We start from the raw sequence: 13,386 nt of genomic DNA, 5'->3' as shown, positions 1-13,386 counted from the left end.
TGGTGGCCAAGCGCCTCATTGAACGACTCACGCTACCTTGAAATGCCCAACTACGCCAATGCTCCACGGAACAGGATATCAACAGTGCTTCCAGATGCATTAAATCGTAACGAGGAGCCCGTCTGGGCTGGCGAATTCAGCCATGAGGAATGGGAAGGCCTGAAAGCCCAGAGCCTTAGTGACCCCTTTGCTTTCAAGATGGCCTGCTGCAACGCCAGGGCGGTGCTCAAAACCAGCATCAATGGTCTCCAGTTCTTCGCGCATTATTCTGACGAGTGCGCCACCGCTCCCGAAACGATCTGGCACATCGAAGGCAAGGATTTAGTCTTCGGCGCCCTGAAGTTTTTTGGAGTGAAACCTAGAAGTGAGGTGCCTGGCGGTACAGCTAAAGATCGGTGGAAGGCCGACATCTATTTTGAGATTGGAGAACGAAAGATTGCAATCGAGCTCCAGCGATCGTACCAACACTTGCGCGACTATGTCCGTCGGCAAGAGCGCTACGCTCGGTATGGGGTGGAATGCTATTGGCTGGTTCGTCCGGAAGCAGCTAGATCGCTGATGAAGTCGATCATGAACAAGCGATGGAAGGAGGAATTTGAGCGCAAGATGCCGCCATTTGGTCATATGATCAACACAACCTCCGCCTTCTACTTCGGGATCCTCACGCCAGATGAAGAAATGAGTATTGTCTCCCCGGGGCTGGCCCTAAATCATCTAGAGTTCCTAGCGCATGTCATCAATAACGATGTGCATTGGAATGGTCTGCAGTGGTCGGTTTGACTGACATAGTGGAGCCATTAGCCTGAAAGAAATGTGCCGGCTAATTGCGCCCCTAACTTCATCCGCTCCACGCAGGCTTTCGACTGGAGCGCAATCAACTCAGTCAGACTTGCTACTTCTAGAATGAGAAATTGGCGATACTCGTTAGGTCGACGCAGAACCCAAAGTATGTCCAGATCAGCTGCAGTAACGCGTGTCAGCAGGTGCATCGAGCAAACTCACCGTGCAAGAAATCTAACCTCGCCCCAAAGCCCTGCTCTCAGGGGCTTTTGATGGCCACCTTGATCTTACTTGGCTACCCAGCCTTCAACCTCATCGGCACCGTACTGGGCTTTCCACTCTTTCAGCAGCTTGTGATTGCCGCCCTTAGTCTCGATGATCTCACCGTTATGAGGATTCTTGTACTGCTTAACCTGGCGAGCACGACGCGGTGCCTTCTCTGCAGCGGTAGGAGTAGCGGCGCGGCGACTGGATTGGGGATCCAGGAGATTGATGATGTCACGAAGGCTAAAGCCGTACTTATTCAACAGATCACGCAGCTTTGTCTCAAACTCGATCTCTTTCTGAAGCTCACTGCTGCCCTTCATAGCTTCCAGCTCAGCCAACTGGGCTGCCAATTTTTGCTCAAGCTGTCTGAACTCTGCAAGACGCGACATGTGCATACTCCGTAATGTGTGGATAATCTTGAGTGAATCCTAACGCATTTTAAGTTCAAACCCAAATTAAAATCAGGGCCACCAGTCATCGACTTGCTTACTGCTGCTCCAGTAGCCGTATTCTGAGTTCGGCAAATCCACGGACAGCTCAATAACTTTAGAGATATCCACTTTTAATGGATCAAGCAGCTGAACTTGTTGTGTAGCCCAGCTAACCCACATCGCCAATGACATTTGACTTGCTTCATCCTTAGACGAAGCTTCGACTGTCGCCTGGATGAATGCTCGCAGCCGCTGAGCGCGCTCCCAGCTTTCTAGATTTTTCATCAAACTCTGGCGCAGCTTGTCCAAGCGACGCTGCTGGTCAATTCCCTCTTTGCGCACCCGCTCCTCTTCTGCCCATCGGCGGCGACTAGCTTCATCGGATAATCGTTGGGCTTTCACGGAAGCGGCAATACGAACGAAACCTGTCATGATCTGACCAAGCTTCGACTCAAGCTTTCCTGTCTTGCTGTCAGTCCAAGTTTTTTGAATGAGAACCTCGGATCGTGCATCGACGATGAGGGAAAATACGCCAGTGGGCTCCCACCCAAAGCGAGCCGCTCTCATCGCGGTAACGTCAGGCCTCCATTGCTGCCCAGGCTTGAAAGGTTTCGGAGGGGGCGGTGGAATATCGAAGCGTTTTATCCGCTCCTGGATCGTGATCAGTAGCTCCTCACCGTCAACTTGCACGAAGCCACCGTTACCACTAATACCCCAGGTGTACCCCGACGACTCACTGGCTTTGATCAAGCTGTCGTAGAGAAGCGCGCAGCGATCCACTTCATTCCGGGATATGTGCGAGTTCAATACCTTTGTTTTGTCGAATACCAGTGCACTGTTGAGCTCCTTTGCCTTCCTCACTGCACTTAGCCATTTTTTTACCAACGGATGGGGGTCAGATAACTCCGTTGGCACGATCAAAATCTTAGGGTCGTTGACTACATTCTCTGGCTTCAGCCTGACAGCTTTCTCGACATTTAGAACGTGAAACGTGACAGGTGTGGTAGAGGCTGGAGGCTTTGGACGACGCGTGCGTTTAGAGACTGGTTTGGCCCAGTGACCCCGGGCTGGCAACGTAATACCCGCTTTGCGGCAGGCCTTCGACAAGCCCACATCCGAGACACCAATCTCCTTAGCGATGACCAGAACGGGTCGCTCCCAGACCATCTCGAATAGCTGTTGAGGTGTGAAGCTCTTTTCGACATACATTACTCACCCTTTGTGTCATCCAAAGCGTTGTACCAATCAGCGTATGGCGAAAGGTCTACCCGACAGCGAGTGTAGTCCGGGCTACCGTCGTCCCACCAAACGGGCCCCCGCTCGCCCAGTTCTACCTTGGCAGCATTCACTCGCGCACGCGCAGATTTGAGCATGCTCGAATCGTCAGCGCGCTTGGCACGCTTGACCTCCCGCCGGGCATCCATCAGGTCATGCACAAGGCATTGCCGCTCTTGCTCGGTCAGTGAAGGGTTCGTGCAGCGCCAGAGCTGACCTTTGACAACAAAATAGCGTCCGTCTGGTGTCGTTGGGTGCATAGAGCAGATCTCGTGAGCGATACATCAAGGACACCAGAGATGACTCAACAGCTGCATGCTAGGGGTAGAAGGACGCCACATGGGCTGAATTCTCATTCGTGAAGGCAGCGCAGCCTGCCGGCTGAATGCACGAGATGAAGCAAGTCAGCTTTCACTAGCGCCACGGAGCACATTTGTACTCCTGCCTCTTGCATTCACTTCAACCGCCAACTTCCCCGACCCTGCGTGCTTTCCGGAGCACCTTTCACACAGGTTAATATCGGTGGCTGATCACTGAGAGACATAGGCAGCGTATGACTGAACATAACCAGCACGACGCACCATCAGGCGCGTTGACGGCGCGGGACGTCTGCCAGGTGTTGCGAGAGGCGGTGTTCGGGCGCCGGACAATGACCAAGATTGGCAGCCAGTCCTGGGAGCAGGTGTACGCCTGCCATTTCGAAGTGGATGTAGAGGGGTGGCGGATCACGATCTACAACGACTGTGATGAGCTGGGCTACTGCGAGCAGTGCGTTAGCCCGGATGGGCAGCGCTGGGATTTCGATCCTGGTGACCGGACAGATCCGGTTGCCCTGTTATCGACATGGGAGCATCAGAGCCTGGAGCACATGTTGAAAGGCTTGTAGAGCGTTTAGGGCGTGGCCTAATAGGCCCGACAGTCGTGAACCGAGCCATCGCCTTACGACGACTCGGCCCTTGGGTGGCCGTTTATCAGCCCGGCGCGCTCCGCTTGCGGACTCTCATTTAGTGATCTTTCGAAGGCGGCTGCCGCTGCAATCAGCCTCACTCCGCTAAGCTGAATAGCATCGGCGAGGGAAGATGGAAAATTGCTCGCCAGGCCCCAGCCGGCCTCTTCTAAAAAGGACAGATACCATTTCGAGGGTGCAAAGGATATGCGCAAGAAAGGTCAATTTTCTGACGCTGCTAGTTCTCCTCGTGATGATCTGGGCCATTGGCAAGAAGGATTCGCCTAAAACTGAGCCATCAGTCAGCCAAGAACCGGTTAGCACTTTGGCCGCAATCTCATCACCAGAACCACAACCTACACAAGCCTTGGCACCTGAGCATTTCGTCAACGCGGACAAGCTGAATCTGCGCGCTCAACCGGGTGGGAAAGTGATTACCAGCCTCAAGCGCGGGGAGAAGGTTCAGGTTTATGAGCAGAAACAGGAATGGGCGCGTATTAGCCTGGACGGCCAGCCGCAACGATGGATCTCCTACAAAACCTCTGTAGTGGCTCGAACTGCTTTGTCACCTCGCAGCCCAGAAGGGAGCGCCCTGCCCCGCAGCGAGTTCGAAGCTCACCACCTGAATATGGATCATCGCGCCCCTGCTCCGCTGGTCGTGTTTGCAAAACGCTATGGCGTGTAACTATTGCTAATGATCGGGCTTGGCTGGGCCGCCAAGGGCGCGAAGCTGATAGTCAGTAACGGCCTGAAACTGATGTTCAGCCAGCAGCCGTAAACGCTCGAGCTCCGCCCCGGTGATGCCTTCGGTTTGTGCCTGGTGATAACGTTTCATAGCCTCTACAGCGTCCGAGTACATTGGATGATCAGGAGGCAGAACGCTGTTGGGATCCTTCGCCATCATGATAGACCTCTGGGTCTATGGGATTAGCTGAACCATAGCCTCAAATAGGTTAGCTTCTGCTGTACTGTTTTCGGACGCTATGCCGGCAGATTTGTTTTAGCGCAGCCTAGCAATCAGGATTGCTATGTTAAGCGGTCTGATGACGGCACATTTAGGATTAGTGCACTGGCTCGCCGAGAGCACCGGCTTTGTGCAGTTGGTAGTCGATCACGGTCTGGTACAGGTGATCCGCCTGAACGCGAAGGCGCTCGAGATCAGCTTCGGGTCGGCCCTGTGCTATTGCCTCGTTGTGGGCTCTGATGGCCTCCAGCGCTTGCTTCAGAAGAGGCTCACCTGCTTCCGTCATTCCCAGCAGTGTTCGCTTCATTTGGGTGCCTCTGCGTCGTTAATCATTCGCTGTCGCGTTCTATAGTATGGGTGTTAGCCCCTTCCGGGGATATGCGATGTGACGCAGCCGCATGGCCAGGTTCCATCGACCTGGACAATTGCTAATCCCACGTATGCTTAAGGCCCGAGGCAGTACAGATATTGGCACTGCCGAGGTCACCAGTGAAACCGTTCAACGCATCGCATGAACTTTGGCGTGCTCGCAAGGCCTTCCCTGCATAGCGGAGGAGCCATGATGAACCAAGCACGAGAAATGCACGCCACTGTCATCTGCCTACAGGAGAGCAAGATTCTCCTTGTACGAAAAGAGGCACCGGAGTGGTCGTTACCAGGCGGGAAGATTGATCCAGGGGAAACCCAGCTCGAGGCTGCGAGCCGCGAATTGCAAGAAGAGACATGCCTGCAACTGACCGGCGCTCAGTTTCTGGGTCACCATATCCTCACCAACGAAGAGCACTGGCTCTACCGAATGACTGTCAGCCAGTCAGCGGCGCCCAGCCCTTCGCATGAGATCGTCGAGTGTCGTTGGTTCGAAGTTGATGATCTGACACACCTATCCCTTAAACCGACCAATCTAGAGCTGCTCAGACGCGAAGGCTTCGTGTTCGAACGCGACCGGAATTGATCTTCTTTTGTAACCGTCCGGCCAACTCACCTTCCTGACCCCGACGCCAAAGGCGATGGTGTCCACCTAATTTAAGTGGACACCATTTCTAGCCTTTTAAGCGGGTCTTTCCATGCAGTCACAACGCCGTTCCTATTCAAAATCCTTCAAGGCCCAAGTTGTCCAAGAGTGCGCCCAGCCCGGCGCATCGATTGCCAGCGTCGCGCAGAAGCACAGCCTTAACGCGAACCTCGTACATAAATGGATTAGGGTACTCACGAACAAAACTATGGCGCTGCAACCTGCTTTCATTCCAGTGCCCTTGCCGCTAGCCGGAGGACATTCGCAGGCAGCTTCATCAAGTATCTGCATTGAAATCCAGCACCCGCGTGGCACCGTCAAAGTGAACTGGCCGACCGAAAGCGCTGTCGCCTGTGCCACCTTTCTGCGAGACCTGTTGGAATGATTCGGATCGATGCCATCTGGCTTGCCACCGAGCCTATGGACATGCGCGCCGGTACCGAGACCGCGCTGGCCAGGGTGATCGCGGTGTTCGGTGTGGCGAAGCCGCACTGCGCATACCTCTTCGCTAATCGCCGTGCCAACCGAATGAAAGTCTTGGTGCATGACGGTGTGGGCATTTGGCTGGCAGCGCGACGATTGAACCAAGGCAAGTTTCATTGGCCCGGCATCCGTCACGGATCGGAAGTCGAACTCGATAACGAGCAACTTCAAGCCTTGGTACTGGGTTTGCCGTGGCAGCGGGTCGGCGCAGGCAGCGCGATCACAGTGCTTTAGCCCCTGCCATTAGCCCATCGGTTTATCGCTGTTGACGACCTGCTCTGACACAATCAGCGGCATGACTTCCTCGCCCAATCTCGACCAGATGACACCGGAACAGCTGCGCGGCTTGGCCGAACAGGCTATGCAGTTGCTGTCCCAGGTCGACTCCATGAGCCAGAAAATCCAACGCCTCGAAACGGTCAACGAGCAACTGGCTCATGAAATCGCCATCCTCAAGCGACACAAGTTCGCCAAGCGCAGCGAGCAACTGAGCCCCGACCAAGGCAGTCTGCTTGATGATCTGCTCGATACCGATATCGCAGCTATCGAAGCCGAGCTGAAGGCAGCCAATCCGCCGGCCGCACCGGCCGAGCCACGTCATAAGCCCAAGCGTGCACCACTGCCGCCGCAGTTTCCGCGAACCGTGATCCGTCACGAACCAGAGAATACTCAGTGCGTGTGCGGCTGCCAGCTTCAGCGAATCGGCGAAGACGTCAGCGAGAAGCTCGATTACACTCCGGGCGTGTTCACAGTTGAGCGGCATGTGCGTGGAAAATGGACGTGCCGTCAGTGTGAAACACTGATCCAGGCGCCTGTACCGGCCCAAGTGATCGACAAGGGCATCCCGACCGCAGGCCTTTTGGCCCACGTGATGGTGGCGAAGTTCGCCGACCATTTACCGCTGTACCGGCAGGAGAAGATTTTTGGTCGGGCCGGACTGCCCATCGCCCGTTCGACACTGGCGCAATGGATCGGACAGACCGGTGTGCAGCTCCAGCCTCTGGTCGATGCGCTGCGTGAGCATGTGTTGGCCCAGGGCGTGATCCACGCCGATGAGACCCCGGTTCAGATGCTCGCACCAGGCGAAAAGAAAACCCACCGCGCTTACGTGTGGGCCTATAGCACCACGCCTTTCTCGGCCCTAAAGGCCGTGGTCTACGACTTCAGCCCCAGCCGTGCCGGCGAACATGCGCGTAACTTCCTGGGCACGTGGAACGGTAAGCTGGTCTGCGATGACTTCGCCGGCTACAAGGCCAGCTTCGAGCTGGGCATCACCGAAATCGGCTGCATGGCCCATGCACGCCGCAAATTCTTCGACCTGCATGCAGCCAATAAAAGCCAGTTGGCGGAGCAGGCGCTTCACTCGATTGGCGGGTTGTATGAAGTCGAGCGACACGCCAAGGAAATGAGCGACGAAGCCCGCTGGCGATTACGTCAGGAAACAGCGGTGCCCATCGCTGAAAAACTGCATGAGTGGATGTTGGCCCAACGCGAACTTGTGCCCGAGGGTTCGGCCACGGCCAAGGCCCTGGATTACAGCCTTAAACGCTGGGTAGCGCTGACGCGCTACCTGGAAGATGGTGCTGTGCCCATCGACAATAACCAGATCGAGAATTTGATCCGGCCGTGGGCGCTTGGGCGCTCGAACTGGTTATTTGCCGGGTCGCTGCGCAGTGGAAAAAGGGCGGCGGCAATCATGAGCCTGATCCAGTCGGCGCGTATGAATGGGCACGATCCGTATGCCTATCTCAAGGATGTACTGATGCGGCTTCCGACACAGCGGGCGAGCGAAATCACGCAATTACTCCCGCAGCATTGGATGCTTGCCTGAGGCAGGCTAAGTGGACTTCGCCAAATAGTCAGCTCAAAGGCTGATTGGCATCAACAATTCGGAAGCGACTTTTCTCAGCATGTAGGTTTCGCGCAGAATTGACTGCCCCATCGAAGACTCGTGACGCTGCATGACGGCTTCATTGTGTGCGATGGCTTCATGCAGGTTGATCCAGACAGGCCGCATACCATTAGCGATTTCGTGGCTTTCCATTCTCACCGGCTCTAGCTGGGGCGCTACTTCGCATTGATAAAAATGCGAGGTCATGTGCATCAGATCGTACTGTGGCTTTTGGTAGGGCCGGTACTCCTCGATGTAACCGTAGTGCTGGAGCACCTGTATTTCACGAGCACCAGTCTCTTCCTCAAGCTCACGCTTCAGGCCTGCGACAATGTCCTCGTCACCATCAAGGCCGCCTCCAGGAAAGCTGAAATCGTTATAGCGCTCGGTGAACAGCAACAGGATCTGTTCACCCCGCATCACGATGCCGCGAGCTGCATGTCGACGGAATACTCTGCCCTGCTTGGATTTCAGCTCGGGGTGAACAATTTCAGTTATGAGTTGCATGTGGTCTCGTAGCGGCAAGATCAGTTAGTCATCGTCCAGGGTGGCCACGGTATTTCCTCAGTTCTGGAAATACTGTGGCCAGTGGAACTGGCTCAGCGAAGCAGCAATAAGGGTACAGTGGATGTACGCAGCATCGTCGTGGTCGTGCTGCCTATCAGAAAGTGCCTGATGCGTGAGTGCCCGTACGCCCCCATGACCAAGAGGTCAATGCCGTGCTCTGCCTGATACGCATGCAGTGTGGACTCTACTTCGCCTGGGCGGATCTCGGAATGCACCAGCGAGCCGGAAGACGCAAGCGTGGTTCGTGCCTTCTCCAGCGCGTTCTGGTTGTCTTCAGAATCCGTTCCAACCATGACGATATGAATTGGCAGGCCTTCGCACAGCGGGCTTGAAGCAAGCATCTGTAAGGTCTTGTGGCCTGTTGCGCTGCCGTCAAATGCCACCATGACCGTTTCAGGTTTCCTGAAATGGCTGGTTGTAATCAGGGTGGGGCGGTGGATAGTTCGGACTATCGCTTCAATCTGGCTGCCAAGACTTTGGGCACTGCGCGTGCTGTCCTCACCGACTCTTCCAATCACCAGTAACCGAATATCGTCTTGGAGATCGCTCAGGCTCTCGACGAGATGGCCATGGCGCTGCTTCATATCAGGTGACATGGCGCCAGAGTGAACTGTTCGCTCGCGAGCTTTTTCAAGCATGTGCTGCCCATGCTCCAACGCCAGTTTTGCCCGCTGCGCATCCAGCATGGCCAACTCTTCCAGCAGATGTTCTCTGCTACCGAGACCGATATTGCCGCTGAGGTCAGCGGATGCAGGATATTTCTCCTTATCCAGCACATGAAGCAAGGTCAGGGGAGCGCTGAGTCGTTGCGAGGCCCATGCTGCGTAATCGCAGACCGCCAATGAGGATTGTGAGTTATCAATGCATGCCATTACGCGGGTCATTGTCGTTCTCCTTAGTGGCTCATGAGCTTGTCGATGGCACCGGGTTTGTCATGCACGCCGAAGCGGTCAACGATTGTCGCGCTGGCTTCATTGAGACCGAGCACTTCAACCTCAGCGCCTTCGCGTCGGAACTTGATCACGACCTTATCCAGCGCTGCGACGGCGGTGATATCCCAGAAATGCGCCTGTGTGAGATCGATGGTGACCTTGTTGAGCGCCTCCTTGAAGTCAAAAACCTCAGTGAACTTGTCCGCAGAGCTAAAGAACACCTGGCCCACGACGCGGTAAGTCCGATGCGATTTCGTCTCTTCAAGAGTGCTCTTGATATCCAGGTAGTGCCCGACCTTGTTTGCGAAGAACAGGGAGGCCAGCAGCACACCTACCAGTACGCCGTAAGCCAGATTGTGAGTGGCCACGACGACCACGACGGTCGCCACCATGACGAGGTTGGTCGACAGCGGATGCTCTTTCAGATTACGCAAGGAATCCCAGCTAAAGGTGCCGATGGACACCATGATCATCACAGCCACGAGTGCCGCCATAGGGATTTTGGAGAGCCACTCGCCAAGAAATACCACCATCAGCAGCAGGAAAACGCCGGCACACAATGTCGAGAGACGGGTGCGGCCACCAGATTTCACGTTGATGATCGACTGGCCGATCATGGCGCAACCTGCCATGCCGCCAAGCATGCCGGCAGCGATGTTGGCCACACCCTGGCCTTTGCACTCGCGGTTTTTGTTGCTGGTGGTGTCGGTAAGGTCGTCGACGATGGTCGCGGTCATCATTGATTCGAGTAGACCCACTACTGCCAACGCAGCCGAGTACGGGAAAATGATGCGCAGGGTTTCAAAATTCAGCGGAACTTCAGGCCAGAGGAAGATCGGGAGCGTATCAGGCAGTTGGCCCATGTCACCGACGGTGCGGATATCCAAACCGAGGTAAATGGCGATGGCAGTCAGCGTCAGAATGCACACCAATGGAGAGGGAATCACCTTGCCGATTTTCGGTACATACGGGAACAGGTAGATGATTCCCAGGCCCGCAGCGGTCATGGCATAGACATGCCAGGTGACATTGGTCAGCTCAGGCAATTGCGCCATAAAAATCAGAATCGCTAATGCGTTTACGAAGCCGGTGACTACCGAGCGTGAAACAAAGCGCATCAACGAGCCGAGCTTCAGGTAGCCGGCAAGGATTTGAAGTACGCCACATAGTAGCGTCGCGGCCAGCAGGTACTGGAGTCCATGCTCTTTTACCAGCGTAACCATCAGCAGTGCCATGGCTCCTGTCGCCGCCGAGATCATTCCGGGGCGCCCGCCGACAAAGGCGATGACAGCACAGATACAGAAGGAGGCGTAGAGACCGACTTTGGGATCTACCCCGGCGATGATGGAAAAGGCGATGGCTTCCGGGATCAGCGCGAGTGCGACCACCAGCCCCGCGAGCACGTCGGCACGGACGTTGGAAAACCACGTTTGTCTAAGTTTTTGCAGCATATAAATATCCAAGGCAAAGCATCGCGCACGCCAAGGGAGTGGCGAGCGAATCGATACAAATTCAAATTTTGAGGATTTTTTGCTGTGTGCTTAAGGTGTAAAACCAGGCGTACAGCAGTGAGCACCCGCGAGCGAGGCTAGCGGAAGCAGGTTGTTGCGAGGGGGCGTAGCGCTAAGGCGGCGTAGGCTGCCAGTAGATCGTTTGGAGTACAGTCATGCTGATGTTCCTGTAGCTCAAGGGGTATGCGGAGCCGAAGTATACAATGAAGCCATCGTCGATTGCGACCCGCTGGCAGGCTCTGCATGACCTACGTCAGATACAGGCTTATTCAATGGGTATACCTGCGGGCAAGGCTTTGTTTTCCACCCGTTCTTGTCCGAGCTGGTCTGTGTGCTGAGGGGTGGAGTTGGCCAGACGGTTACCTTCTTTTGACCTCAAGGCTCTCTACAACGAACGAGTAAGCGCTAGGGAAGCGGCCTGCCCGACGCTCGATCAATAACTAAAAAAAGGAACAGAGAATGGTCACATTCGATCTGCAACGGATGCTGATAGGCGAATTTCCAATGACCTTCCTCCTAGAGGTTGCCTTGCGAGTTTCTGCAGCTTTCCTGGCCGTGTTCTTCTTCTTGAAGTTCAGTGGTCGACGCGGAATCAGGCAGCTCTCCCGATTCGAGCTCGTGGTGATCCTCACCTTGGGCTCAGCCGCAGGCGATGTGACTTTCTACGAAGATGTACCCCTCCTCCCGGTCGCATTGGTTTTCCTCACGCTTTTGCTGCTCTATCGCGGAACCGTCTACATGATGAGGCGCAGCAGAACATGCGAGGCCTGGATCGATGGGTTGCCCATCACAGTCGTAAAGGAAGGAATGTACGAGATCCATTCGCTGCGGAATTTGAACATCTCGTCCAACGAGCTCTTCATGGAGCTGCGCCAACAAGGCGTGGAGCATCTCGGCCAGGTTCGGCTCGGCATATTGGAAACTGATGGCGATCTCAGTCTTTATTTCTATGGGCCAGACGACACCCGGCCAGGGCTGTCAGTGCTGCCAGTTGAACATCGTCCAGAGTACCTTTCGCCGCCGAACGCTGGCCTGCACTGTTGCGTCAGCTGCGGCTTCCCAACCTTCCATGAACCTCAAGACTCAGTCGTGTGTGAACGCTGCGGACATAAAGTCTGGTCACCTGCACTGGATACCTTACGCAACCGCTAGACCACATCCACTCAAGAGCGCGGGGGTTTGACAGGTACAGCCTTCACCGCCGAGTTTATTGACGTCATTTTCACATGCGTTGTGGGAATGTTAGCTATCCCTACGTGTGATACAAGCTCCCTTGCCCGTCTAGCAGCGGGCTTTCTTTTGCCCGCAATTCCTCTTCGAACCCGGCCATTCGTCCTGTGGGTTGTCCGCTTCTAAGACCTAGGTTGTCCTCTAGGAACAATACTAGAGGTGCGCTCATGCGACAGTTGATTCAGTCGATATCCCTTCCCCTCGCCTGCACCCTACTGGGGGCTTGCTCCGCTCCCGAAACAAAGTCGCCTGTAGAGTCACCCGGCAGACCTATATCAGCCACAACCCAGCTGCTGGAAGCCGGTGCAGCGGCACTACAGTCCAAGCCGCCCATTGAGGCCATCAACGTCTACCTAGATGGCTTTCATTTCTATAATGGGCATCCCGGTGTGCAGATGGAGGCGCATCACTACTGTTCAATCCTGAATGAGGATGTTATCCAGTGCGTGATCTTCGACGGCAACACAAAGGGCGCGAAGGTCATGGGCGTGGAATACATCATCAACGAGAAGCTTTTTGCCGGGTTACCAGCCAAAGAGAAGGCGATGTGGCATAGCCATGTCTACGAGGTCTCTTCTGGGCAACTGATCGCCCCAGGCATTCCTGCACCAGCTGAACATGCTCTGATGGAGCGACTTGCGCATACATATGGAAAGACATGGCATACCTGGCACACCGACCAGGACAAAGCGCTGCCTGTGGGTGTGCCGCAGTTGATGATGGGCTTTACCGCAGATGGGCAGGTTGATGCTGCAATGGTTGAGCAGCGCAATCGACGCTTGGGCGTTGATGCGACAAGAATCAAAGCTCAGCGGGCCGACATTCGTATTCCTGCAGCTGATCCTCAGGCGGATGGATGGGAGTACGGCAACGTCATCCAAATCACCGATCCAACCGGCGCGCATCTGCACCGCCCCGTTACATCCACGCCGGCGAATACCAACAGCCGTTCCAGTAGATAGCGGAGGTCGGAAGCAGATCTCCCACTGGGCGTGCCCCAGCGGGGGGACGGGTGTCGTAAACCGCACCCTGGCGCTGCCAGGGGAACGGCCCTACCGGGCTTCCATCCTCACGCCTCTGCCCATCCATGGGCTGCG

17 protein-coding genes are annotated in these 13,386 nt (G+C 55.3%); 9 read left to right on the top strand and 8 right to left on the bottom strand.

The features are described from left to right. Positions 1 to 18 precede the first annotated feature (18 nt). Positions 19 to 780, top strand: a complete 762-nt coding sequence (locus AB5975_23780) for a competence protein CoiA family protein (GenBank protein ID XDR19502.1) — start codon at positions 19 to 21, stop codon at positions 778 to 780. Positions 781 to 1,067: 287 nt separating this feature from the next. Here the strand turns inward: AB5975_23780 and AB5975_23775 are convergent, their stop codons facing one another. The 3 genes from AB5975_23775 to AB5975_23765 all read right to left on the bottom strand — a co-directional run bounded on the left by AB5975_23775 (position 1,068) and on the right by AB5975_23765 (position 3,013). Beyond that, positions 1,068 to 1,436, bottom strand: a complete 369-nt coding sequence (locus AB5975_23775) for a histone-like nucleoid-structuring protein, MvaT/MvaU family (GenBank protein XDR19501.1) — start codon at positions 1,434 to 1,436, stop codon at positions 1,068 to 1,070. A 72-nt stretch (positions 1,437 to 1,508) separates the two neighbouring features. Further along, positions 1,509 to 2,687, bottom strand: a complete 1,179-nt coding sequence (locus tag AB5975_23770; protein XDR19500.1) for a hypothetical protein — start codon at positions 2,685 to 2,687, stop codon at positions 1,509 to 1,511. Further along, positions 2,687 to 3,013 (bottom strand): hypothetical protein, encoded by a 327-nt coding sequence (locus tag AB5975_23765; protein XDR19499.1) that lies wholly within the window; start codon positions 3,011 to 3,013, stop codon positions 2,687 to 2,689. The genes AB5975_23770 and AB5975_23765 overlap by 1 nt, the downstream gene beginning before the upstream one ends. A 293-nt stretch (positions 3,014 to 3,306) precedes the next feature. Here AB5975_23765 and AB5975_23760 point away from each other — a divergent pair, with 293 nt between their 5' ends. Both AB5975_23760 and AB5975_23755 read left to right on the top strand, forming a co-directional pair. After that, positions 3,307 to 3,639 (top strand): hypothetical protein, encoded by a 333-nt coding sequence (locus tag AB5975_23760; GenBank protein ID XDR19498.1) that lies wholly within the window; start codon positions 3,307 to 3,309, stop codon positions 3,637 to 3,639. A gap of 313 nt (positions 3,640 to 3,952) precedes the next feature. Further along, complete coding sequence (locus AB5975_23755; GenBank protein ID XDR19497.1) at positions 3,953 to 4,384, top strand: SH3 domain-containing protein; 432 nt, start codon at positions 3,953 to 3,955, stop codon at positions 4,382 to 4,384. 6 nt (positions 4,385 to 4,390) lie between these two features. On the opposite strand, the gene AB5975_23750 is transcribed toward AB5975_23755, so the two are convergent. Further along, a complete protein-coding gene (locus AB5975_23750; protein ID XDR23025.1) occupies positions 4,391 to 4,600 on the bottom strand; it encodes a hypothetical protein in 210 nt (69 codons plus the stop codon). A 160-nt stretch (positions 4,601 to 4,760) separates the two neighbouring features. Beyond that, positions 4,761 to 4,970, bottom strand: a complete 210-nt coding sequence (locus AB5975_23745; GenBank protein ID XDR19496.1) for a hypothetical protein — start codon at positions 4,968 to 4,970, stop codon at positions 4,761 to 4,763. 255 nt (positions 4,971 to 5,225) lie between these two features. Between AB5975_23745 and AB5975_23740 the strand changes: the two genes are divergently transcribed. The 4 genes from AB5975_23740 (at position 5,226) to AB5975_23725 (ending at position 7,989) form a co-directional block, all read left to right on the top strand. Beyond that, a complete protein-coding gene (locus AB5975_23740) occupies positions 5,226 to 5,615 on the top strand; it encodes an NUDIX domain-containing protein (GenBank protein ID XDR23024.1) in 390 nt (129 codons plus the stop codon). Between the two features lie 112 nt (positions 5,616 to 5,727). Continuing rightward, on the top strand, positions 5,728 to 6,060 hold the full coding sequence (locus AB5975_23735; GenBank protein XDR19495.1) for a transposase: 333 nt from the start codon (positions 5,728 to 5,730) through the stop codon (positions 6,058 to 6,060). Next, positions 6,057 to 6,392 carry an IS66 family insertion sequence element accessory protein TnpB gene (gene tnpB, locus AB5975_23730; protein ID XDR19494.1) on the top strand — a complete coding sequence of 112 codons (336 nt, stop codon included), beginning with the start codon at positions 6,057 to 6,059 and terminating at the stop codon, positions 6,390 to 6,392. Before AB5975_23735 ends, tnpB begins: the two co-directional genes overlap by 4 nt. 61 nt (positions 6,393 to 6,453) lie before the next feature. Next, a complete protein-coding gene (locus tag AB5975_23725) occupies positions 6,454 to 7,989 on the top strand; it encodes an IS66 family transposase (protein ID XDR19493.1) in 1,536 nt (511 codons plus the stop codon). A gap of 33 nt (positions 7,990 to 8,022) precedes the next feature. On the opposite strand, the gene AB5975_23720 is transcribed toward AB5975_23725, so the two are convergent. From AB5975_23720 to AB5975_23710, 3 genes are all read right to left on the bottom strand, one after another. Then, positions 8,023 to 8,556 (bottom strand): NUDIX hydrolase, encoded by a 534-nt coding sequence (locus AB5975_23720; GenBank protein XDR19492.1) that lies wholly within the window; start codon positions 8,554 to 8,556, stop codon positions 8,023 to 8,025. 92 nt (positions 8,557 to 8,648) lie between these two features. Further along, a complete protein-coding gene (locus tag AB5975_23715) occupies positions 8,649 to 9,500 on the bottom strand; it encodes a universal stress protein (protein ID XDR19491.1) in 852 nt (283 codons plus the stop codon). Between the two features lie 11 nt (positions 9,501 to 9,511). Further along, complete coding sequence (locus AB5975_23710) at positions 9,512 to 10,999, bottom strand: SulP family inorganic anion transporter (GenBank protein XDR19490.1); 1,488 nt, start codon at positions 10,997 to 10,999, stop codon at positions 9,512 to 9,514. A gap of 519 nt (positions 11,000 to 11,518) precedes the next feature. Here AB5975_23710 and AB5975_23705 point away from each other — a divergent pair. Together AB5975_23705 and AB5975_23700 are read left to right on the top strand one after the other, a co-directional pair. Next, positions 11,519 to 12,211, top strand: a complete 693-nt coding sequence (locus tag AB5975_23705) for a DUF421 domain-containing protein (protein ID XDR19489.1) — start codon at positions 11,519 to 11,521, stop codon at positions 12,209 to 12,211. Positions 12,212 to 12,456: 245 nt separating this feature from the next. Beyond that, positions 12,457 to 13,251 carry an OBAP family protein gene (locus AB5975_23700; protein ID XDR19488.1) on the top strand — a complete coding sequence of 265 codons (795 nt, stop codon included), beginning with the start codon at positions 12,457 to 12,459 and terminating at the stop codon, positions 13,249 to 13,251. Positions 13,252 to 13,386 lie beyond the last annotated feature (135 nt).

The sequence above is a fragment of the Pseudomonas putida genome (assembly GCA_041071465.1).
In the GTDB taxonomy this organism is placed as follows: domain Bacteria; phylum Pseudomonadota; class Gammaproteobacteria; order Pseudomonadales; family Pseudomonadaceae; genus Aquipseudomonas; species Aquipseudomonas putida_P.
Note: the sequence above shows the minus strand (reverse complement) of the source record. Positions and strands in the feature narration are given on the sequence as shown.